23 protein-coding genes are annotated in these 22,468 nt (G+C 58.6%); 7 read left to right on the top strand and 16 right to left on the bottom strand.

All coding sequences use genetic code 11. The features are described from left to right. The first annotated feature begins 177 nt into the window (after positions 1–177). Positions 178–1,152 carry an alpha/beta hydrolase gene (locus ACMGG1_RS09450; protein ID WP_128864735.1) on the top strand — a complete coding sequence of 325 codons (975 nt, stop codon included), beginning with the start codon at positions 178–180 and terminating at the stop codon, positions 1,150–1,152. Between the two features lie 2 nt (positions 1,153–1,154). Here ACMGG1_RS09450 and ACMGG1_RS09445 read toward each other — a convergent pair whose 3' ends face one another. The 6 genes from ACMGG1_RS09445 to ACMGG1_RS09420 form a co-directional block, all read right to left on the bottom strand. Continuing rightward, entirely contained in the window at positions 1,155–2,123 is a 969-nt protein-coding gene (locus ACMGG1_RS09445) for an ABC transporter ATP-binding protein (protein ID WP_048760175.1), read from the bottom strand. Then, on the bottom strand, positions 2,113–3,099 hold the full coding sequence (locus ACMGG1_RS09440; protein ID WP_020827417.1) for an ABC transporter ATP-binding protein: 987 nt from the start codon (positions 3,097–3,099) through the stop codon (positions 2,113–2,115). The genes ACMGG1_RS09445 and ACMGG1_RS09440 overlap by 11 nt, the downstream gene beginning before the upstream one ends. Continuing rightward, complete coding sequence (opp4C, locus tag ACMGG1_RS09435; RefSeq protein ID WP_122079649.1) at positions 3,096–4,046, bottom strand: oligopeptide ABC transporter permease; 951 nt, start codon at positions 4,044–4,046, stop codon at positions 3,096–3,098. Before opp4C ends, ACMGG1_RS09440 begins: the two co-directional genes overlap by 4 nt. 2 nt (positions 4,047–4,048) lie before the next feature. Beyond that, positions 4,049–5,005 (bottom strand): ABC transporter permease, encoded by a 957-nt coding sequence (locus ACMGG1_RS09430; protein WP_020827419.1) that lies wholly within the window; start codon positions 5,003–5,005, stop codon positions 4,049–4,051. 48 nt (positions 5,006–5,053) lie between these two features. Continuing rightward, positions 5,054–6,742, bottom strand: coding sequence for an ABC transporter substrate-binding protein (locus ACMGG1_RS09425; protein ID WP_129940748.1), 1,689 nt, complete (start codon positions 6,740–6,742; stop codon positions 5,054–5,056). A gap of 153 nt (positions 6,743–6,895) precedes the next feature. Next, positions 6,896–8,314 carry a PLP-dependent aminotransferase family protein gene (locus ACMGG1_RS09420; RefSeq protein ID WP_046373304.1) on the bottom strand — a complete coding sequence of 473 codons (1,419 nt, stop codon included), beginning with the start codon at positions 8,312–8,314 and terminating at the stop codon, positions 6,896–6,898. Positions 8,315–8,458: 144 nt separating this feature from the next. Here ACMGG1_RS09420 and ACMGG1_RS09415 point away from each other — a divergent pair, with 144 nt between their 5' ends. Genes ACMGG1_RS09415 through ACMGG1_RS09405 form a run of 3 tightly spaced genes read left to right on the top strand, consistent with a single transcriptional unit; the run spans position 8,459 to position 11,033 of the window. Next, positions 8,459–9,859, top strand: a complete 1,401-nt coding sequence (locus tag ACMGG1_RS09415; RefSeq protein ID WP_020827422.1) for a cytochrome ubiquinol oxidase subunit I — start codon at positions 8,459–8,461, stop codon at positions 9,857–9,859. A gap of 2 nt (positions 9,860–9,861) precedes the next feature. Beyond that, positions 9,862–10,869: a cytochrome d ubiquinol oxidase subunit II gene (gene cydB, locus ACMGG1_RS09410; RefSeq protein ID WP_020827423.1), complete on the top strand. Its 1,008-nt coding sequence runs from the start codon at positions 9,862–9,864 to the stop codon at positions 10,867–10,869. A 14-nt stretch (positions 10,870–10,883) separates the two neighbouring features. Then, complete coding sequence (locus ACMGG1_RS09405; protein ID WP_071844604.1) at positions 10,884–11,033, top strand: DUF2474 domain-containing protein; 150 nt, start codon at positions 10,884–10,886, stop codon at positions 11,031–11,033. 8 nt (positions 11,034–11,041) lie between these two features. Here ACMGG1_RS09405 and ACMGG1_RS09400 read toward each other — a convergent pair whose 3' ends face one another. From ACMGG1_RS09400 to ACMGG1_RS09355, 10 genes are all read right to left on the bottom strand, one after another. Continuing rightward, a complete protein-coding gene (locus ACMGG1_RS09400; RefSeq protein WP_414161323.1) occupies positions 11,042–11,308 on the bottom strand; it encodes a hypothetical protein in 267 nt (88 codons plus the stop codon). Then, a complete protein-coding gene (locus tag ACMGG1_RS09395; RefSeq protein WP_020827426.1) occupies positions 11,305–11,529 on the bottom strand; it encodes a hypothetical protein in 225 nt (74 codons plus the stop codon). The genes ACMGG1_RS09400 and ACMGG1_RS09395 overlap by 4 nt, the downstream gene beginning before the upstream one ends. A 125-nt stretch (positions 11,530–11,654) precedes the next feature. Further along, positions 11,655–12,749, bottom strand: a complete 1,095-nt coding sequence (locus ACMGG1_RS09390; protein WP_174574535.1) for a fatty acid desaturase family protein — start codon at positions 12,747–12,749, stop codon at positions 11,655–11,657. 2 nt (positions 12,750–12,751) lie between these two features. Continuing rightward, complete coding sequence (locus tag ACMGG1_RS09385) at positions 12,752–13,843, bottom strand: fatty acid desaturase family protein (protein WP_201896295.1); 1,092 nt, start codon at positions 13,841–13,843, stop codon at positions 12,752–12,754. Continuing rightward, complete coding sequence (locus ACMGG1_RS09380) at positions 13,836–14,954, bottom strand: sterol desaturase family protein (RefSeq protein ID WP_414161322.1); 1,119 nt, start codon at positions 14,952–14,954, stop codon at positions 13,836–13,838. Before ACMGG1_RS09380 ends, ACMGG1_RS09385 begins: the two co-directional genes overlap by 8 nt. After that, a complete protein-coding gene (locus ACMGG1_RS09375; protein ID WP_115058621.1) occupies positions 14,951–15,568 on the bottom strand; it encodes a phosphatase PAP2 family protein in 618 nt (205 codons plus the stop codon). The genes ACMGG1_RS09380 and ACMGG1_RS09375 overlap by 4 nt, the downstream gene beginning before the upstream one ends. Next, a complete protein-coding gene (locus tag ACMGG1_RS09370; RefSeq protein WP_414161321.1) occupies positions 15,565–16,851 on the bottom strand; it encodes a F390 synthetase-related protein in 1,287 nt (428 codons plus the stop codon). Before ACMGG1_RS09370 ends, ACMGG1_RS09375 begins: the two co-directional genes overlap by 4 nt. Then, entirely contained in the window at positions 16,848–17,654 is an 807-nt protein-coding gene (locus tag ACMGG1_RS09365) for an MBL fold metallo-hydrolase (protein ID WP_217331354.1), read from the bottom strand. Before ACMGG1_RS09365 ends, ACMGG1_RS09370 begins: the two co-directional genes overlap by 4 nt. Next, complete coding sequence (locus ACMGG1_RS09360) at positions 17,647–18,663, bottom strand: NAD-dependent epimerase/dehydratase family protein (RefSeq protein WP_414161320.1); 1,017 nt, start codon at positions 18,661–18,663, stop codon at positions 17,647–17,649. Before ACMGG1_RS09360 ends, ACMGG1_RS09365 begins: the two co-directional genes overlap by 8 nt. Continuing rightward, positions 18,660–19,667, bottom strand: coding sequence for a 3-oxoacyl-[acyl-carrier-protein] synthase III C-terminal domain-containing protein (locus tag ACMGG1_RS09355; protein WP_262255556.1), 1,008 nt, complete (start codon positions 19,665–19,667; stop codon positions 18,660–18,662). Before ACMGG1_RS09355 ends, ACMGG1_RS09360 begins: the two co-directional genes overlap by 4 nt. Before the next feature lie 444 nt (positions 19,668–20,111). Here ACMGG1_RS09355 and ACMGG1_RS09350 point away from each other — a divergent pair, with 444 nt between their 5' ends. The 3 genes from ACMGG1_RS09350 (at position 20,112) to ACMGG1_RS09340 (ending at position 22,432) form a co-directional block, all read left to right on the top strand. Further along, positions 20,112–20,723, top strand: a complete 612-nt coding sequence (locus tag ACMGG1_RS09350) for a tyrosine-type DNA invertase (RefSeq protein WP_262244060.1) — start codon at positions 20,112–20,114, stop codon at positions 20,721–20,723. A 429-nt stretch (positions 20,724–21,152) separates the two neighbouring features. Next, a complete protein-coding gene (locus tag ACMGG1_RS09345) occupies positions 21,153–21,695 on the top strand; it encodes a fimbrial protein (RefSeq protein ID WP_259217589.1) in 543 nt (180 codons plus the stop codon). Positions 21,696–21,757: 62 nt separating this feature from the next. Then, positions 21,758–22,432 carry a molecular chaperone gene (locus ACMGG1_RS09340; RefSeq protein ID WP_259217590.1) on the top strand — a complete coding sequence of 225 codons (675 nt, stop codon included), beginning with the start codon at positions 21,758–21,760 and terminating at the stop codon, positions 22,430–22,432. The last annotated feature ends 36 nt before the right edge of the window (positions 22,433–22,468 follow it).

Raw genomic sequence — 22,468 nt, 5'->3', positions numbered from 1 at the left:
TTCCATGGTGATTAAAAAATATCGCTGCCCACCTGAAAAGTCAAACCGAAGCGGTGAAAAGCGTGGCGTGACGCGCCTTTTCCAACAGGGCACACACCACTAAGCCCACAGGCACATTGTTCTACTACACTGTGATCTCACCAGAAGATTTCATCCCCCTGTGCCAGAGGAATCAAGATGTCCAAGAAAACTGTTGATCTCACCCAGCCTGCAGCACAGCACGATATCCGTACCTTTCTTGATGCGCTGAACTCCAGTGACGCCAAACCCCTGGAGCAGTTGAAGCCGAAAGAAGCGCGTAAGGTGATGGAGGGCCTGCAAAGCGGTACCGAAGTCCCTCTGCGTGAAGTCGAAATCAGCGAAAAAACCATTCACGTCGATGGCCAGGATATCCTGTTGCACATCGTGCGACCGGCCAAAGCAAAGGAGAAGCTGCCGGTATTCATGTTCTTCCATGGCGGCGGCTGGGTGTTGGGGGACTTCCCGACCCACGAACGGCTGGTGCGCGATCTGGTCCACAGCTCCGGCGCAGCGGCGGTGTTCGTTAACTACACCCGATCGCCGGAAGCGCCTTACCCTGTCGCCATCAATCAGGCCTACGCGGCGACCGAATGGGTGGCCGAGTACGGCGAGAAAATCAACGTTGACGGTTCACGTCTGGCGGTCGTCGGCAACAGCGCCGGCGGCAATATCGCGGCGGTGGTCAGCCTGATGGCGAAAGATAAAGGCACGCCTGCCCTGCGCAGCCAGATCCTGCTGTGGCCAGTGACCCATGCCAATTTCGATACCGAGTCTTACCACCAGTTCGGCGAAGGCTATTTCCTCACCCGCAATATGATGAAATGGTTCTGGGACCACTACACCACCGATAAAGCCCAGCGCAAAGAGATCTACGCCTCGCCGCTTAACGCCACGCTGGAACAGTTGAAAGGCCTGCCACCAGCGCTGGTGCAAACCGCCGAGCTGGACGTGCTGCGTGACGAAGGCGAAGCCTACGCCCGCCTGCTCAACGCCGCCGGAGTCGAAGTCACCTCCACCCGTTATAACGGGCTGATCCACGACTATGGCTTGCTCAACGCGATCGCAGAAGTCCCGGCGGTGCACTCGGCCATCCATCAGGCCGGGCGCGCGCTAAAACATTATCTGGCCTAAGCTCAGCCGACATAATGGCAGGCCACCCGATGTCCTGCCGCTACCTGCCGCAATGCCGGGGCCTGTTCCCGGCATTGCGCAGTGGCCTGCGGACAGCGAGTATGAAAGCGACAGCCCTGCGGCGGTTGGGCAGGGTCAGGTAATTCCCCCCGGGCCATCGCCTGCGGCTGACGGTGCGGGTCCAAACTGGGTACCGCGGCCAACAGTGCCTGAGTGTAAGGGTGCAGCGGCCGACGAAACAGCGCATCGCGATCGGCGCTTTCGACAATCTGTCCGAGGTACATTACCGCTACGTCCTGACACAGATGCTCCACCACCCCAAGATCGTGCGAAATAAACAGGAAAGTCACCCCCTGCTGTTCCTGAAGATCGGAAAACAGGTTGATGATCTGCGCCTGAATAGAGACGTCCAGCGCCGAAATCGGTTCGTCGGCGACGATAAACTCCGGCTGCAGGATCAGCGCACGGGCTACGCCGATGCGCTGGCGCTGGCCGCCGGAAAACTCGTGCGGGAAGCGCCCGTAATGCTGTGCCGACAACCCGCAGATTTCCAGCGTGTCTATCACCCGATCTCGCAGCTCGCTCTTTTGCGCCAAACCGTGCTGCAGCAGCGCTTCGCCAATCGCATCGCCTACCCGCATTCTCGGATTCAGAGAGCTGTACGGGTCTTGAAACACCAGTTGCATCTTCGGGCGCATTGCGCGCCGCTCGCGGGCGCTGAGCGCATCTAACGCCTGTCCTTTGAACAGTACCTCACCGGCGGTCTTTTCATGCAGCCCCAGCAGGGTTCGGCCTACGGTGGTTTTACCACTGCCGGACTCCCCCACCAGGCCAAAAACCGTTCCCCGGCGAATGCTGAAGCTGACATCATCCACCGCCCGCAGTTGCCCGGTGGTCTGACCGAATAGTCCTTCACGCAGCGGGAAATATTTCTTCAGCCCTTTTACCTCCACCAAGGGTTCAGCCAACATGAATACGCCCCCCGGCATTCAGGAAACAGGCGGATTGCCGCCGCCGATCGCCATACAATGGCGGGATACCGTCACGGCAGCGGGCGCTCGCTTTGTCACAGCGTTCGGCAAAGGCGCAGTAGTCCGGCAAACTGGCCAGATCGGGCACCTGACCGGGGATCGAATACAACCGCCGCCGCCGCTGCCCCGCCACCGGCCGCGAGGCCATCAATCCCTGAGTGTAAGGGTGCTGCGGGTTGGCCAGCACTTCATGCGTGGCACCCTGCTCGACAATACGCCCGGCGTACATCACCACCAGCCGATCCGCCATCTGGGCAATCACCCCGAGATCGTGAGTAATCAGCATCATCGCCATATTGTGCTTACGCGCCTGCTCGCGCAGCAGCGCCAGAATTTGCGCCTGCACGGTGACATCCAACGCGGTAGTGGGTTCGTCGGCAATCAGCAACGCCGGCCGGCAACTGATAGCCATGGCGATCATGATGCGCTGCAGCATGCCACCGGAAAGCTGGTGCGGATAGCTGGTCATCAGCTGTTCGGCGCGTGCCAGTCCGACCTCGGTAATCAGCGCCGTGGCCTCCCGCCAGGCCGCTTTTGGCGCAGTCCCCCGATGGCGGATTAGCGGCTCAACCAACTGCTCGCCGATGGTCAGCACCGGGTTCAGCGCGCTCATCGGCTCCTGAAAGATCATCGCCAAACGGTTACCGCGTAAATCGGCCATCTGTTGCGGCCGCAGTTTCAGCAAGTCCTGGCCGTCGAAATGGATTTCACCGCCGTCGATTTGCGCCAGCGGTTGCGGCAACAGCCCCATCAGCGCCATCGCGGTCACGCTTTTACCGCAGCCGGACTCACCGACGACCCCCAGCGTTTGTCCGGCATAAAGGTCAAAACTCACCTGTTGCACCGCACGCACCCGCCCTTGTTCGCCCTGGAAGGCTACCGACAGTTGATTAAAGGCCACCAGCGGTTGGCTCATCGTCTTACCCCGTTCATTTTTGGATCAAGCGCGTCTCGCAGGCCGTCGCCGAGAATATTAATCGCCACCACGGTGATGAAAATCGCCAACCCCGGCGGCATCCACAGCCAGGGGCGGCGTTGAAAATCGATCAGGCTGTTGGCGGCGTCCATCATGTTGCCCCACGACGGCATTGGCGGCACCACGCCCAACCCCAGATAGCTCAGGGCCGATTCACTGAGAATGGCATTAGCGACGCCCATGGTGGCCACCACCACCAGGATCGGAATGGTATTGGGCAGCAGGTGGCCGAAGATACGCCGCCGGGTGGATAACCCCAGCACCTCAGTGGCCAGCATGAAGTCACGCTCGCGCAACGACAAAATTTGCCCGCGCACCAGCCGCGCCAGCGACGGCCAACCCAGCAGGCTGAGCATGATCATCACCATGTAAATACGGTAGTCCGGCGAAACGTCCAGCTCCGACAGCATCGCTCCCATGATGATCAGCAGCGGCAGGCTGGGAATGGTCATCAACAGATCGGCAAAGCGCATAATCAGCTTATCCACCACGCCGCCAAGATAGCCGGACAGCGCTCCCAGCAGGTAGCCGAGCGTGACCGACAACAGCATCGACACCAGGCCAATGGTCAGCGAAATACGCCCCGCCAGCAGCAGGCGGGTATAAATATCGCGACCGAGAAAATCGGTGCCCAGCCAGTGTTGTGCGCCGGGTGCCTGATTGATATTCAACGCATCGCCGGCATCGTCCTGCCAGGGCGACAGCATCGGGCCGAACAGGCACAGCACCGCCATCAACACCAACAGCAGCAGTGAAATCATCGCCAGGCGGTGACGCCGCAGCCGCTGCCAGGCCTGGGCGGTCGGCGGTGGTGATAGCTGCGCCAGCGCCGGGAGTTGCGCTTGCCGCCAACGGCGACGACGCCCGAAAAACAAGGATGCCAACATAGTTACCTCAAACGAATGCGCGGGTCGGCATAGGCGTACAAAATGTCCGCCAGCAGATTGCCTAAAATGGTCAATACCGCCAGAAACAGCGTAAAGCCCATCAAGACCGGGTAGTCGCGCGCCGCCAGCGAATCGAGATGGATGTGCCCGGCGCCCGGCCAGTTGAAGATTTTTTCGGTGATCAGCGCACCGGAAAACAGCGCGGGTAGCTCAAAACCCAACAAGGTGATGATCGGCAACAGCGCATTCCGCAGCGCATGCCGCAGGATCACCGTCTTTTCCTTCAGCCCCTTGGCGCGTGCGGTACGGATATAATCCATGCGGATCACGTCCAGCATGCTGGCGCGGAAATAGCGCGTCAGGGTGCCGGCCTGCAGCATCACCAACGCCAGCACCGGCAGCAACAGGTGCGCCGCCACGTCCAGTGCCCACGCCAATCCGCTGGCTTCGCTACCGGTGCGCAGCATGCCACCCGCAGGCAGCCAGTGCAGATCGACGGCGAACCATTTGATCAGCAACAGACACAGGAAAAAGGTGGGAAACGACATGGCACCGAACACCGCCACGGTCACCAGATGATCGAACAGCGAATAGGGTTTCATCGCCGAGGCGACACCTACCGCCAGCGCAATGCCCCAGTACAGCACCAGCGCCACCGACGCCAGCAGGAAGGAGTTCCAGATGTACTGATTCAACAAGGTACTGACCGGGATCTGGTATTGCAGCGAGAAACCGAGATCGCCCTGCAGCAGTTGACCGAGCCAGTGCAGATAACGGCTGAACAACGGCTGATCCAGCCCGTAAAGCGCCCGCAGCTCAGCCGCGCGCTGCGGCGTCAGGTTGATGTTGCCGTCGATAAAGTCACCGGGGGTCAGCGCGAAAATAAAGAAAATCAGCAGCGATGCCAGCAGCATCATCGGAAGGGTTTGCAGCAAGCGGCGCAGGATAAAATTTCTCATGGTGTTTTCCGTCACCGCTGCCCAAACCGGCGCAGCGGTGCCTTACCGTTACTGAGCGATCTTGACGTCCGGCAGGCTGCCGGTCAGGCCGTTGTATACGTCCGGTTTAAAGCCGGTGACGCGTGCGCTGCTGGCGCTGAGCACTTTACGGTTCCCCAACAGGATCACCGGCGGATCTTCAGCCAGCACCTGATACAGATGGTGATACAGCGGCTTACGCTGCTCGATGTCCAGCGTGGCGTTAGCCTCGCCAATCAGCTTGTCCACCTGCGGATTGCTATAGCCGGTTTCACTGACCTGACTGATGAAATCGCGTACCCCGTCGTGCGGATCATTCAGCCCGCTGGTACTGAGCGACGCCAGATCGTAATTACCGGCCTTGCGTTGCGCCAGCAGCGCATTGAAATCCAGCACCTGCGGCTTCAACAGCACGCCAATCTGCCGATAGTTATCTTTGGCAATCGGCACCAGCGCGTCGTTAATCAGCTTTTTGGTCACCAACAGCGTCAGCTCCAGCTTTTTACCGTCCTTCTGGCGAATGCCGTCCGCTCCCGGTTTCCAACCGGCCTGATCCAGCAGTTGCTTGGCTTTGTTGACATCGTAAGCATAGGGGTTGATCCCCTTGGGATCATAAGCCCAGGAAACGGGTGAGATCGGCTGATTGGCGACCGAACCGTAACCCTGGTAGACCACGGTGATCAGCTTTTGCCGATCCAGCCCGTAAATCAGCGCCTGACGCACACGCGCATCCTGCAGTGCCGGGCGTTTAAAGTTGAAATCCACCCGGCTGTAGTCGCTCGAGCTGTACAAATTGATATTGGCGAAGCCGAGCAGCTTCAGCTGTTCAATATCATCCGGTTTGGAAGTAAAGGCATCGTAGTCGGTTTCACCGGTCTGGAACAGCTGGAAGTTGGTAGAAGGGTTGGTCACGCGGTAAATAAAACGCGCCACCGCTGGCTTACCGAGATAGAAGTTCGGGTTGGCGTGAAAACGGATCTCCTGACCCGGCACGTATTTGTCGTAAATATAAGGGCCATTGCCTAACGGCTTGCCGTTCAGCGCACGCACGCTGTCCAGCTTACCGCGCTGATACTCCTTGCCGTAATAGGCTTTCGACAGCACCGGCCCGCCGATCAACTGCAGCGTAGTCGCCCCCGGCTGGGTGGTGGTGATTTGAAGCGTACGATCGTCGATCACCTTTAGCCCGCTGATGCTGGGGGCAGTTCCGTTCTTGTACTCCGCCCCGCCCTGAATGTGCGCCGGAGTAATGTCGGTCTCTCCGTCATAGGCCGGGTCATGCAGCAGCGTCAGGGTAAAGGCAATATCTTCGGCCTTGATTGGCGAGCCGTCGCTGTTGACCAGATTAGGCCGCAGTTTAATGGTGTAGACCCGGTTGTCCGGGCTGACCTGCCAGGACTCTGCCAGCCGCGCCACAGGCTTGCCCTGGCTGTCCAGACCAATCAGCCGGGTAAAGATCACGTCGGTGACGTTCTCATCCCAGCCATTGCTGAACAGATAGGGATTGAAGTTACCCTGAGGTTCAAGAATACCGGCCACCACGGTGTCTTTACGCAACTTGGCCGCCGCCGGCACCAGGCTGGCATCGCTGGCCGGGGTAATACCTTCCGCCAAGGTTTCCGCCTGCACGCTAAATGCCAGCCCCACGGCACAGGCGATCGCCAGCGTAACCAGCCGCTTTTGTAAAGGTTTGATTGCCTTGTTTTTTATTTTTCTCACCCACTGCCCCTCGTTTACCCGTTGATAAATGTGACAAAATTTATCGCAGAGTAATCGGCGGCCGGGAGGCTGTCTAACAACGAAACCGGCATTCTATTGCCGGAAATCGCAATATGAATTTTTCTATTGCGATAGCCGGCCGTTGGGTGGAGTTTAGCCTGCCGGCTCGAGCTGCCGGATAAGTTTGGCTAAGGTCTGGATAGCCGCTTCATGCTTGTCGCTCCAGTCGAAAGAGGCGTTCAGTCGGAAGCAGTGGTTGAAATGGTTGCCGGTGGTGAACATCCTGCCCGGCGCGATACTCACCCCCAGCGCCAGCGCGCGCTGATACAGCTCCATCGACGACAACGCCGGATCCAGCTCTACCCACAAAAAGTAACCGCCATCTGGCTGGCTGACCTTCACGGTCGGAGGGAAGTGGTGAGCAATCGCCTGACGCATCATGCTCTGACGCTGAGCCAGCAGCCGACGCAAGCGCCGCAGATGGGTATCGTAGCCACCATGCAACAGATAATCAGCGATCGCCAGCTGGGTGGGCACGCTGGTGGATACCGTGCTCATCAGTTGCAAACGCTGGATCTGCTGTGCGTAGCGCCCGGCAGCCACCCAGCCCACGCGAAAGCCCGGCGCCAGACATTTGGAAAACGACGAACAGTGCAAAATCTGTCCGCCCTGGTCTAATGCCTTGGCCGGCTGAGGGCGCTCAGCGCTGAAGTACAGTTCACCGTAAACATCGTCCTCAATCAGCGATATCTGCCGCTCGCGCAGCATGCCCACCAGCCGCTGTTTATTCTCTGCCGGCATCGAGGCGCCCAATGGATTCTGGAAGTAGGTCATCAGCCAGCAGGCCTTGATCGGGTACTGTTCCAAGGCATGTTCCAACGCATCCAGATCGATGCCGTCCTGCGGATGGGTCGCGATCGCCACCGCCTTTAACCGCAGCCGCTCCAGTGCCTGCAACGCCCCGTAAAAGGCCGGGGACTCGATCGCCACGTAATCCCCCGGCTGCGTCACCGCCTGCAGGCTAAGGCTCAGCGACTCCATGGCTCCGGCGGTAATCACGATTTCATCCGGGGCCACCTGCATGCCGCTTAAAGCATAACGCTGGGCAATGTTGCGGCGCAGCGCGTCGTTGCCGGGCGGCAGGTTAGCCAGTGAACTGTGCGGGGTAAATTTGCGCGCTACGCTGCTCAGCGCCCGCGCCAGCTTCGGCTGAGCAAACAGCGTGGCATCGGGAAAGGCCGAACCGAACGGGACAATGCCTGGGTCTTTGCACGCCTGCAGCACGTCGAAAACAAAGGTGTTGATGTCTACCTGCTCGCTCAGCAGCAGTTTCTCCCCGCGTGCCGGCTGCGGCAGCGGCTGCGGACGCGCCGCCACGTAATAACCGGACTGCGGGCGCGCAACGATCCAGCCCTGGCTCTCCAGCAGTTGATACGACTGCACCACCGTCATCAGACTCAGGCCTGCGCGTTTACCGCTTTCCCGCAGCGAAGGCAGCTTGTCCCCCGCCCGCCATACCCGGTTCTGGATCTGTTCACGAATTTGTTGTGCAAGCTGCTCGTATCTGGTCATAGGCCTTAACTGTTATATGAAAAAGTGAAATAACTGTCACTATTATAGTCACTGTACTCCGTGCTTAACTTGACGCCAAGCTTTCCACAAAAAAATTACAGCTATACTGAAGAGGTTATTTTATGTCCAACCCAAGGAGGCGCCATGCTGGGTCTTGATGCACTGGAACTTGCCAGAATACAGTTCGCCTTCACCGTTTCTTTCCATATTATTTTTCCCGCAATCACCATAGGTTTGGCCAGTTATCTGGCGGTGCTGGAAGGGTTATGGCTGAAAACGCGCAATGAAGCCTATCGCGATTTGTACCATTTCTGGTCAAAAATTTTCGCCGTCAACTTCGGCATGGGCGTGGTTTCCGGGCTGGTAATGGCCTATCAGTTCGGTACCAACTGGAGCTTCTTCTCTGAGTTTGCCGGCAGTATTACCGGCCCGTTGCTGACCTATGAAGTGCTGACCGCCTTCTTCCTCGAAGCCGGTTTCCTTGGGGTGATGCTGTTCGGTTGGAACCGCGTCGGGCCAGGGTTGCACTTCTTCGCGACCTGCATGGTGGCGCTGGGCACCCTGATTTCCACCTTCTGGATCCTGGCTTCCAACAGCTGGATGCAAACGCCGCAGGGCCACGAAATCATCAACGGCCAGGTGGTACCGGTCGACTGGCTGAAAGTGATATTCAACCCGTCATTCCCCTACCGTCTGTTGCACATGTCGACCGCCGCCTTCCTGTCTTCGGCCTTCTTCGTGGGCGCTTCCGCCGCCTGGCACCTGCTGCGCGGGCGTGATACGCCGGCAATGCGCAAAATGCTGTCAATGGCGATGTGGATGGCGCTGATCGTCGCGCCGGTACAAGCCCTGATTGGTGATGCGCACGGCCTGAATACGCTGAAGTACCAACCGGCGAAGATTGCCGCCATTGAAGGCCACTGGGAAAACCCGCCGGGAGAGGCCACGCCGCTGATCCTGTTCGGTTGGCCGGACATGGAGCGTGAAGAGACTCGCTTCAAGCTGGAAGTGCCCTATCTTGGCAGCCTGATCCTGACTCACAGCCTGACCGAACAGGTCCCGGCGCTGAAATCCTTCCCGCCGGAAGATCGCCCCAACTCCACCGTGGTGTTCTGGTCGTTCCGCATCATGGTGGCGCTCGGCATGCTGATGATCCTCGCGGGGGTGTGGAGCCTGTGGCTGCGCTGGCGCGGCGGGCTGTACCAGTCGCGTCCCTTCCTGTACTTCATCCTGTGGATGGGGCCATCGGGGCTGCTGGCGCTGCTGGCGGGTTGGTTCACCACCGAAATCGGCCGACAGCCGTGGGTGGTCTATGGCCTGCTGCGTACCAAAGATGCGGTCTCTGCGCACGGTGATTTGCACATGAGCATCAGCCTGCTGGCGTTTATCATCGTTTACTGTTCGGTGTTCGGCGTGGGGTACTCCTACATGATGCGCCTGATCCGTAAGGGACCGCAGCAGCATGAAAGCCATGAAGACGACACGGACGGCAGACCGGCTCGCCCGCTGTCTGCGGTAAAAGAAACTCTGGATGACAGGAGCTGAGCATGGGCATTGATCTTCCGTTGATTTGGTTTGTGATCATCGTGTTCAGCACCATGATGTACGTGGTAATGGACGGCTTTGATTTGGGTATCGGTATCCTGTTCCCCTGGGTCAAGGACAGCGGTGACCGCGATGTGATGATGAACACCGTCGCACCGGTGTGGGACGGTAACGAAACCTGGCTGGTGCTGGGCGGTGCGGCGCTGTTTGGCGCCTTCCCGTTGGCCTACGCGGTGATCCTCGATGCGCTGGCCATCCCGCTCACCCTGATGCTGTTCGGGTTGATCTTCCGCGGCGTGGCCTTTGAATTCCGCTTCAAGGCCAAGGAAGAAAAGCGGCATATCTGGGATAAGGCGTTTATCTGGGGCTCTCTCTTCGCCACCTTCAGTCAGGGGGTGGTGGTGGGCGCCATCATCAACGGCTTCCCGGTCAACGGCCGCAGCTATGCCGGTGGTGCTTTAGACTGGCTGACGCCGTTCGCGCTGTTTTGCGGGTTGGGGCTGGTGGTGACCTATGCACTGCTGGGCTGTACCTGGCTGGTGATGAAGACCGCCGGGGATCTGCAGGCACGCATGTATCGGTTGGCGACGCCGCTGCTGATCACTTTGCTGCTGGTGTTGGCGGTGGTCAGTATCTGGACGCCGATTGCCCATCCCGAGATCGCCAGCCGCTGGTTTACGCTGCCAAACCTGTTCTGGCTGCTGCCGGTACCGGTATTGGTGTTGCTCAGCGCCTGGGGCATCCAGCGCGGCGTGAAAAACGCGGCGCACTATTCGCCGTTCTTGCTGACCCTGCTGCTGGTGTTCCTCGGCCTGAGCGGCTTGGGCATCAGCATCTGGCCGCTGTTGATCCCACCGTCCATCACCCTGTGGGACGCCGCTGCCCCACCGCAAAGCCTGGGCTTTATGCTGGTCGGCGCGCTGTTTATCATCCCGATTATCTTGGTCTACACCTTCTGGAGCTACTACGTGTTCCGCGGCAAGGTCAGCCATGAACAGGGTTACCACTGATGAGGGAAGACATTATGCAAAATAAAACCGCATCCGCTCCGGCCCCCTGGTGGAAGCGCGTTGGCTGGCTGGTGATTATCTGGAGCGCCAGCGTACTGGGGCTGTTCCTGGTCGCCTCGATGTTCCGCCTGCTGATGACCGCCGCGGGCATGAAATCGGAATAAGTTGAGCGCTATCTGGCCGAAGTATTGGGGAAGTAGAAGGAAATAACCAGCGTTACCAAGGGTAGCGCACCAATTTTCAACAGCTTGAACACTTGCCTGATAGGCTCGCTTTGCTCCCAATAAGCGTGGGCGGTAAAAACGCCCACGCTTATCACGAAGATCCCGCACAGCACCTGACGCGCCAAGCGCAAACGTTCCATTTCATCGAAGACCAATATCTCCTTCAGGTACCCCCTGGCGGCCTCATCGTGCAGGTTTGCATTTTCGGTGCTCATGGGAAGATCCCCACGACTCGCCCCACGGCCTCCAACTCTTTGCCATTCTCCCGCACGATGCCAAGGGACGTTCCGTTCTGTTTCATCCAGTGCTTATCGGCTATGGCTATCAACGCAAAGGCCATCTTGATCACCTCGGTTTTCTCCATCCCATGGCGCCGGGCTATATCATTCAGATCGTCATCAATCTTATTGGATAAACGGATCGGCAAACTGCGCATACTCCACCTCCTGTGGCTGGCTGTCAGTGAGATAGAGTTTACGTGAGCCGCACGGCCTGTTCAATTAGTGAACTGCGTAACGTCTCGCAAATTCAATATGTTGCAAGACTTGCGTTTAGCAACGATCAGCTGGGCTTACGCCCCATAGCGCTGAGAAAACGTTGCTGTAACCGCAGCAGCTCCCTCAGTTCAAGGACCCGATAATCAATGCCAAAACGCGGGGCAACCTCTTCAATGATGCGACTCAATGCCGGGTAGTGGCGGTGATTCCAATGGGGAAACAGGTGGTGCGTCAGGTGCAGGTTAGCCCCGCCAAGCCAATACCCCAGCCACGCCGGTGAAGCTTGCCAGTCAAAGGTGGTGGCAAAAACGTGCTGATACCAACCGTGCGCCAACCTTCCCTGTTCGGGGGCCTGATAAAAGTTGGCTTTGGCCCAGTGAGTGCCGACAATCAGCATCACAAACACCAGCGACGACAGCATCTGGCTGAGCAGATAGGTCAGTAACACCGTGCCGACACCGATCGTCGCCGGCGTGAGCCACAGCGGAATGGCCAGCGCCAGGGAAAAATGCGCCAGCTTGCCCAACAGGAAAATCCCCCACCCCTTCCGGCCCTGGAACATCATCTTTGGCGTCATGCGGGTTTTACCGGCGCGATCCAACCAGTCGAACAACCAGATGTAATAAGGGAAAGTCAGCGCCGCGACGATCGGCCAATAATAAGGCTGAAGGCGCATAAACGCCTTGCGGCGCTGGAACGGCGTTTGCCGCAACACCCCGTTGGGTTCAATGTCCGGATCGTAACCTTCGATGTTGTTATAGGCGTGGTGGAAAATGACATGCCGCACTCGCCAGCAGTCGGCATCCAGCCCCAGGGGCATACTGACAAAGAAGTTAAGCCAGTGATTTAACCGTGCGCGTTTGAAAACGGCATTATGCGAGGCGTCGTGTACTACATTCACCGTTAGCATCATGGCGGAAAAAATAAAGCCGACGTAACAGCCGAAATAGGCCCAGAAATGTTGCTGCTGCAGGCTCAGCGCGTAAAAACCGGCGCACAGCAGTATTAGCGCCAACAGCTTGGCGAACATTCTGCCGTCGGCAAAACGGTGATCGCCGCGCGTCGCCAGGTAGGCCTGGCTGGCCCGCATCAGCTCCTGATGGATCTCACTCGCCTCTCGCTGGAACGCCAAAGGCGGCAGCGGTGTGGTATCCGGCATTTTCATTGTGGTGGCTGCCCCATAGCACGTAAAAAACGTTGCTGCTGTCGCAACAATTCACGATAACCGATACAGCGATAATCCATGCCGTGTCGCGCCGCCGTCTCAGCCAATATGGCAGCCAGCGCCGGATAATGGCGATGATTCCAGCCTGGGAACAAATGGTGAGTAAGATGATAATTCAACCCGCCGGTCAGATGGTGCAAGCTCTTCGGCGAAGTTTCCCAGTCGCAGGCGGTGGCGAAGTTATGCCGATACCAGCCCTGCGGCATCTGGCTGCCTGCCGGCACCGCATAAAATTCGGCTTGCGCCCAGTGCGTGCCCAACAGCAAAAAAACCACCAGTAACGAGGCCAGCATTTGGCTAATCAAATAGGCAATCAGTACCGTTTGCCAGCCGATGCCATTTTGTTGTGCCACCACCAACGGGATCACCAGCACCAGCAACAGGTGACACAATTTCCCGGCAATGAACATTGCCCAGCCCTTACGGCCCGGCAATACGCCCTTGGTCGCCAACGGTGTTTTGCCCAAGCGATCCGACCAATCGAACACCAGCGCAATGTACGGCAGCGACAGCGCGGCAATCAGCGGCCAGTAAAGATGTTGATAGCGCATATAAGCCCGCCAACGTTGGAACGGGGTTTGGCGGAAAAAGCCGTTCTCTTCCGTATCCAGATCGTAATGTTCGACGTTGGCATACACATGGTGATAGCTGACGTGCCGGGTTCGCCAGTAATCCGGATCGACGCCCAGCGGCAAAGTCACCAGCCGCCCGGCCAGACGATTGACCCACGGCGTGCGGGCGAAGGCGTTGTGTGAAGCATCGTGATTGACGTTGACGTTCAGCAACATGCCCATCATGACAAAAGCGAAGTAACTCAGCATAAAGGCCAGAGCCTGGTGCTGCATCAAACTGAGCAGGTAGAAGCCCACGCAAAGCAGCAGCAAAATCGTGGCCTTGGCCCAACGGGCCGCATCGGCAAACCGGTGATCGTCGCGAGCGCTCAGATAAGCATGCGCCCGTCGTTTCAATTCCCGATGAAACGCCTGTTCCCCCGCAGCGGGGAAACTCAGCGGCGGCAAATCAGCCATACGCGGCCTCCTTTTGGCGTCCCCAACCGACCGCGACAGCGCAACCGTGCAACACCATGCCACCGGCTACGCCCCACCAGAGAGCAGACTGCCCATCGGGCACGCTCAATAACCACAGGGAGAATGCCAACGTCACCAACAGCCAAACGCCTACGCCCCAGCGGCGACCTTCAGCCATCCCACCCAAGGCTATCGCCCCGGCCGCCAACAGCACAAACAACGCCGCCTGCTCGGCGGTCACCCCGCCATACCCGTAACCAAAACGATAAACATAACCCAACACCAGAGCGAACAGTAGCATCGCCCCGCTTACCAGGCAGCCGGCGGAACAGCGGAAATGCCCGCCCTTTCTCGAAGGCTGGAAAGGCAGCTTGAAGTAGCGCATAAACGGCAGGTTACTGGCCCAAAACGGGTTGGCGGAAGATTTGTCGCCACGCACGCCATAGGTAAAGGGCTCCGTCGGCAGCGCCGGGCAAAAGGTGCCAAACAGCTTGTCCCAGAAGATAAAGCTGCCGCCGAAATTCCGGTTGGAATAGGCCAAATCTTTAACGTGGTGCACCCGATGATGCGCCGGTGTCACCAGGATGTGCTCCAGAAAACCGAGTTTGGGGGTCACCGAATTATGGTTAAACAGCTGAATACTGTAATGCAGGATAGAAACGGTGATGAACACCGACAGCGGGACGCCCGCCAATGCCAACAGCATAAAGAACGGGATCGAAGTCAGTGACGAATACCACGAGTTGCGCACGCCCAGCGACAGATTGAAATGCTCGCCCTGGTGATGCACCACATGCACCGCCCACAGCAGGCGGAAACGGTGGTGTAACCGGTGCAGCCAGTAAAAGCCGAAATCCCACGCCAGTATCGCAAACAGCCACATCAGCACCGGCGGCCAACCGTCCAGCCAGCCTTGATTAAAATGTGTGGCCACGTAGCCGTAGCAGGCTATCTCCAAACCGCGAAACAGCCACAGCATGATATGTCCGGAGTTGAGGTTGAAAATCACGTCATGCCAATCCACGCTGCCCTTGCGCCGCCACTGTAGCCACAGGGCTTCCCCCAGCACCACCAACAGCATAAACACGATAGGTATCACCAGATCGATCATGACTCTTCCCCCTGCCGTACGCCCCAGCCAATCCCTTGAACTCGCCGGCAGACGTAGCCCACGCCCCATGCCAACGCCGCCCCACTGAGCAAATCCACAAACAGGTGCCGACGCAGTTGCAAGATAGAAAAGGCAATCGCCAGCCCCCAGACGATCAGCAACGCGCTGCGCAGTTTTTTGCGGCTTTCCGCCGCTGCCCACACCGCCAATACCGTCAGGGCGATATGCAGCGAAGGCAGGCAGTTTTGCGACGAATCGACGCTGATCAACCTCGCCAGTAAATCGCCGCTCACCGAATCGGACGGAACGATCGGATAGTTCATCGTCGTCGGCCACAGCAGATAAATGGCTCCCGCCAGCAAGGCGCTGAGCTGCATGGTACTTCTGAGCCATTTTAGCCGGTTTAACGGGCAAAGCAGATAGCACAGCGGGATAATCAGGAAAAACGACAGATACAGCCAGATGGCGTGCGGGCTGAACGGGATCGCCCGGTCGACCCAACCTGGCGTCAGCAGGTGGCCGGCACCTTGCCAGCGATCGCTACCGTGGTAGATGACCCCGACAAATCCCCACCCCAACAGCATCTGCCATAGGCGATAAACAACGAGTTTCATCCGGCCTCCGGCATGCGAACAATGCGGCGACGCTTGGCATCAAACTGCGGCATGATCGCCTGCGCTTGCAGGCGCCACGTCAGTTGCTCCGTGGCAATACCTTGCTGTTCGAACAGCGCGATCAATTGCCGTTGGCAATTCGCCAACGCCTCCGGGCTGCAATCGGCCATCAGATGCAGCTCGCTGTCGCCCCGTTGCGTCAGCCGATAATCCGCCACCGCCGGCAACGCATTGGCTATCACGCGGCGACACAGGTCGGCGAAGACCCGCTGCATTGCGCCCTGCCTGGCCGGTAACAGCAGTTGGTCATCGCAGCGCCCTTCGATACGATCCAATGCCATGGTCGCCAGCCCGCAGGAACAGGGCTGTTCGCGCATCACCAGAATATCGTCCAGCCGATAACGCACTATCGGTTGGGTACGGCGGGTAAAATCGGTAATCAACGGGATAAAACGCCGCTCGTCGATCCACTGCGGTTCGACATGAATAAACTCTTCGTTCAGATGCAAAGTGCCGTGGCTGCAGGTCGCGGCCAAAAAACCTTCGGTGGCTTGATACACTTCCCCCACCTGCGCAAACGCCCGCTGCAGGCGCTGGCGATCCTGCGGTTCCAGCACTTCGGCCACTGAAATCACTTTTTTGACGCTGAGCTTGAGTTCGCCGCGTTCAACGGCATCAGCCAGGGCGCACAATACCTGGGCCGGGGCCACGATAATCGTCGGCTGTTCACGTTCAATCTGCGGCAAATGTTCGGCAAAGGGAGCGAACAGATCGTAAAACGACAGGCTCAGCCAACGGTTATTGACGCTGTGGTACAGGTTGTTGTCGGCCCGTAGGAACAGCGCGACCTTCTCCCCGGCAAACACCCCCTGCGGCAACATTTTTGCCAGCATGCCCCCGGCCCAAATCTGCTGCTCTTGCGGGCTGACGACGAACACGCCGCGCCGCCCAGAGGTACCGGTAGATAAACCGACGCTGTAGTTGCCCACTTTAGGGCTGAAATCGCGATCGCTTTCGCTGCGCCGGGCACAGGCCAAAAGCGCCTCCAATCGCAGACCGGCGGTGTTCATCCGATCGAAATTGGCCATCATCACCGCCTTGTCCATCGTTGGCCACGCGGTCAGAGGCAATGAACTATAGGGCTGAAAATAGGGACTGTTCGCCAATACGCGCTGGGCAAACCGCTTCAGCTGGCGCGCCTGATAGGCCTCCAGCGCCGCCCGTTGGGTAAAGCGCAGTCGCCGCGCGCGCAGGTAGTGCCATAGCGTCATCAGCGGGATCATAAATCCCCCTCATGACACAGGCGGATCTCCGCAGCGCCGCCAAGATAGAGCTGGTTGAGCGCGCCCAGGGTGTCGTAATAGCTGCGCGGATTGTCCATGATCAGGTTAGCCAACCGCGAAGGGCCACGCAGTTGCTGATAGTTCAGCGGCGACCAGGCGGCATCGCTGGCCAGCAGCGTCCAACCGGCATCGGTCAGGACAAAGGCCCCAAGGTGCCCGGCGGCGTGCCCCGGTAGCGGCACGATAACAATTTCTCCACCGCTGCCCGGCAGCACATAGCCCTGTTGGAAGGGGGCCAATGCGGCAGGCAGGCTTTGCTGCGGAAATGCCTCGACGAACTGCAGCACAGATTCAAAACCTTCCGGGATCAATCCTGGCACAAACGCCCTTTTCAATGCGGCAAAACCGCGCAGCTCTCGGGTTTGCTGCCACCCTTCGCCGGAGCAAATCATCTTCAGGCTGCTGAAGTCTCGCAGACCGGCAATGTGGTCCGCATGAAAGTGCGAAATGATCACCGCCTCGATATCGCCTGGGTTCAGCCCCAGACTGCCCAACTGTTCCAACAGTGCCTGCTGCGGACTGAAATAAACCGGCGTCACCTGGCGATAAAGCCGAAAAATGCCGCTGGCGGTGTAATGTTCAAAATGGCTGGCATAACCGGTATCCCACAGCCAGCGGCGCTCGCCGACTTCCAGCAGATAGGCCCGGGAAGGAAATTTACAGGTGCGCATCGCCGAACCGCGCAGCGCCATGCAGCCCAGATGAGTGCAATAACCGATTTCAAAGGTCGTGATATTAGCCATCTGCGCTCATCCCCTGCTGCTTTAACCATTGCGCCGTCAGTTCGATCCCCTGCTCCAGGCTGTAGCGTGGCCGGTAACCCAGCACCTCTATCGCCTGGGTGTTATCCAGCGTCATGTCGAAATAGGCTGCCGCAACGCTATAGCGGGTCAGCATCGGTTCTTTACGCGTGACGTGCGCCAACAGCTCCATCCCCGCCGCAACGCCCGACAATAAGGGATAAGGCACCGCTTTGACGGCGTATTGCCAGCCCAGCTGCCGGTTGAGCAACTGGTGCAACATATCGGCCAGCCGCTGCGGCTGTTGGTTGGTGATATTGAAAATGCTGCCGGACGGCAAACCCGGTTGACGGCTGGCGAGATCCATCGCATGCACCACGTTGAGCACAAAGGTAAGGTCCAGATAAGCCGAACCCCCGTCCGGCAAACGCAGCAGGCCTTTATCGCCCTGCAGCTGCGCCAGTATCCTGGGCACAATCACCCGGTCATGGGGTCCGAACAGGCCGCGAGGGCGCAAGATCAGGTAGGTGGTTTGCGGATAATCAGGCAGCAGCGCCGCAATACGTTGCTCGGCAGCAAACTTGCTGGCGGCATAGTGATTGGCAAAGCGGGGGGAAACATCCGCTTCGGTCACGTTATGACGGTGGCTGAAATCGAAATAAACCGCCGGCGTCGAAATATGAATGAACCGCTGCACTGCGCAACGTCCGGCGGCATGGGCCAGTTTTTCCGTCACGCGGGTATTGGCTTGATAAAATGCCTGGCGACTCCCCCAGGGAGAAGATTTTGCGGCGCAGTGCCAGACAATATCGTAGCCCGCCATTAACTGCTCACACTGCCCGTCGTCGGCGAGGGTCAGATCCAGCGCGGTAAACTTGGCGCCCCGTGCCGCCAACTGCCGCCCCACGGCGATATCACGCCCGGTGGCATGCACCTGATGCCCGGCGTCCAACAGCCACTCGGCGGCGTTGCGCCCCAGCCCGCTGGTCGCTCCGGTGATCAACACTCTCATGGCAGCAGTACCATGCCGCCCAGCGTTAAACCGGCGGCGGTGCCGATCAGCATCACCGGACGTCCGGGGTACAGCCTGCCGGTGATCGCCGCTTGGTGCAGGGTCGAAGGGATCGAAGCCGCCACCTGATTGCCCCGGTACCGATAGATATCCACCAGGGCCTGCGGGGAAACGTGCAGCCGCTTGCGCATATGTTCCAAAGAGAGATGGCTGGCCTGATGCGGTACCACGGTGGCGATTTGCGCCAGGTTTAGCCCCGCAGCCGACAACAAGCGGCCAAGGAAACTTTCGATCAGCGCCGACGCCTGGCGGAACAGCTGTTTGCCCTTCATATGGAACAGAAAGTCACTGTCGTTCATGCCGGCACGCGGATTACAGCGCGTCCCCCCAGCCCTGATTTCACACAGATCGCTGCCTTCCGGGTGGGTTTCCATCAGGTAGGACAAAATACCGCTACGCCCGTCACCGCGTTCGACAATGGCACAGGCCGCGCCATCACCGAAGATCAATGAAGACTCTTCGTCCTCCCAGTCGATACCGCGCGAAGCAATATCGGCAGAGACAATGGCAATACGCCGATAAACGCCGGTATTGAGTAACCCCGCCGCCACCTGCAATGCGGAAATAAAGCTCACGCAGCTGGTGTTGATATCAAAACCTGCAATACCCGGCCGCAGTCGTGCCAGTTTAAGAATATGGGCGGCGCTGAAAGGCAATGCCTGCACCGCGATGGCCGAGGCAGAGATCAGCAGATCGATGGAATCTCGCGGGATCGCATGGCGGGCAAGAGCATCATCCAGCGCGGCAACGGCCAGTTCGGCCTGGCTGGCATCATTGTCGGCATGGAAACGATGAATAATGCCCGAACGTTTTTCTACGTAACCGGCCGACTTGTTCAAGCGACGATCCAGCGCCGAGGATTCGACGCACTGCGGCGGCAACGCCGCGCCAGTCGCAATAATTTTAAGAGGCAATAAGCTTTGGGAAAGGCTATTTAGGGTCATTATCGTTGTTCAGCCTGTGGTCCATTATTCCGTTGGCCGACTCTCAAGCGCGGTTAATGATTCAAACCCCGCTATCCTCAGCCACACCCTTGTTTGACATCAGTATAAAGAAAAACCTAAGTGGCATTCTTACTGATTGATTCCGTTCATTTAACTGAGCCGATAAATCACGTCTGTTTATCCGGCCACAGCCTAGAGCAAGGTCGAACGGAGATCTACAGGAACTCACTCAGGGGGCGATGAATTAAGAATAGGTGGAAAACAACCGGGGAGCCCAAAAGCGGATAAGACATCGTAAAAATCGTTAAAAACAGGGAGTTTCAGCGCATCCCCGATAGCCTCCGTTGACTCAACTTGCACTATACTCCCTGCGCATCATCTGTTATTAACTGGCCTCGCCAGGGGCCGGCCTCTTGCTCGTCCCTGTCTTTTGGAGAACACACCGTGCAAAAAAACCACGCTCACCGTAAACACCTGACCCGCACCGAGGTCGACCGCCTGTTGCAACAGGCCGCCCTTGGCCGCGCGCCCGAACGTGACAGCTGCCTGATTTGGATGGGTTTCATCCACGGCTGCCGCGTCAGCGAACTTAATAGCCTGCGCATCAACGACCTGGACATGGACAGCGGCAGCCTCTACATGAACCGCCTTAAAAACGGCCTTTCCACCATCCACCCGCTGGAAGCCATCGAGAAAACCCTGCTGGTCCGCTGGCTGGAAAAACGTCAGTCGTACCGCAACCTGGAGGACCAGGAGTGGCTGTTCCTGTCGCAAAAGGGCTACCGCCTGTCACGCCAGCGCATTTACCGCATGCTGCAGGCCTACGGCAAGCAGGCCGGGCTGAGCGTCGCCGCCCATCCCCATATGCTGCGCCATGCCTGTGGCTATGCCCTGGCCGATAACGGCGCCGACACGCGGGTGATTCAAGACTATCTGGGCCACCGCAATATTCAGCATACGGTGCTGTATACCGCCGCCAATGCCGGACGATTTAAACATTTGTGGCCGGAGGAAAAACCAGAGGAAAAACCGGGGAAAAACGAGGAAAAAATGTAACTTTTTGAACCAAACTGACACATAAGCTATTCATCCCCTGAAAAAAAGTCAATATCTGTTTTCCCTTCCTGTGAGTCATACCCTCAAATTACCCAGTATCAATCAGTTACCATGATATTTACCACTCATTCAATTCCCCTAATGAATATTTAAGCACCAGCCCCTGCTGCCTCTTATGTCGACACCACCCCGCCCCCATAGTCAAGACCCGGCCATCTATGCCAAATATTCGACGTTAGTGGTGTTTCATGCTGTCCGTTGAGTGTAATGACGCCACTTACCACATGAAACACTTAATGCAACACTTTGGTTCAAAATGTCTCCTTTTTATCAGGGAAAAACAGGTCGGCCAAACGACAAAAAAGGGAACCCGGTCAATGGGTTAATGGAAACGCTGTGCTGAGTCACAGGCATTAAGGAATTATGCTCATGAAAAAAACATTGTTGGTCACCACCCTGGCTGCTACCACCTTCCTGTCCGCCTCTGCGGCCTTCGCCGCCGACGGCGTCATCAACTTCACCGGCTCCATCACCGCTACCGCCTGCGTGGTCGACATGGGCGGTGCCGCCCTGACGGTGCCGCTGGGTAAAATCAGCGCCACATCCTTCAGCGCCGCCGGCACCACCGCCCCGGCCACCAAATTCACCCTGAAGGTCAAATCCTGCCCGTCAGCCCTGAGCGCCAGCGTCAACTTCGACGGTATCCCCAGCAGCGGCGATGACAAGGTGCTGGCCCTGACCGCCGGCGCCACGGCCACCGGGGTCGGGATCCAAATCTCTGACAAGGACGGCAAAGCGGTGCCTATTCGCGGCCTGTCCGGCAGCTATGCCCTGGCCAAGGGCGACTCAGCGGATGTCACTAAAGACATCACCAACAATCTGGACTTCACCGCCCGCTATATCTCCACCGCCGCCACCGTCGGTCCGGGTACGGCCGACGCCACCACCAACTTCACCATCGTTTACAACTGATTGTTCTGCCAGGGCGGCCCCGGCCGTCCTGGCTTGACCTTCCCCCTTCTGGAGACTCCAGCATGAAATACCGGTTTGCCGCGCTGTGCAGCGGCGTGATGATGGTCAGCAGCCTGGCGCAGGCCGGCGTGGTGGTCGGTGCCACCCGGCTGGTGTACGAGGGGGACAAGAAAGAGTCCTCCCTCAGCGTCAATAACCCGGATGCGATGCCGTACCTCATCCAGTCCTGGGTCGAGCCGCCGGCGGGCCGCACGGAAAAGGCCCCCTTTATCCTCACCCCGCCGCTGTTCCGCCTGGATGCGGGCCGCCAGAACGTGCTGCGCGTGGTGCGCGTCGGCGGGGCCCTGCCCGAGGACCGCGAAAGCCTGTACTGGCTGAATGTCAAAACCATCCCCTCCACCGAGCGGCGCGACAATACCCTGCAAATTGCCGTCAAGACCCGCATCAAGCTGATTTACCGCCCGGCCGGCCTGAAGGGCGTGCCGGAAAGCCAGGCCGACCAGCTGACCTGGCGTCGCCAGGGCACCGGGCTGGCGGTCAACAACCCCACGCCGTTTTACATGAACTTCCAGAGCCTCAAGGTCAACGGCCAGGAGGTGAAGGACGCCACCTATGTCGCGCCGTACAGCACCGCCACCTTCACCCTGCCGGCGGCGGCGGGCAGCGCCGTGAGCTGGCGGGTCATCAATGACTTTGGCGGCCCCGGCACGCTGAAACAGGGCCGGCTGCAAGGGTAAGCGACCGGGAGACCTCACCCACGGGGCGCAGCAGGG

This window comes from Serratia sp. BNK-12 (assembly GCF_047456085.1).
Classification (GTDB): Bacteria; Pseudomonadota; Gammaproteobacteria; order Enterobacterales; family Enterobacteriaceae; genus Serratia; species Serratia liquefaciens.
The sequence above is the reverse complement of the archived record's forward strand: the minus strand, read 5'-3'. Positions and strand labels throughout refer to the sequence as shown.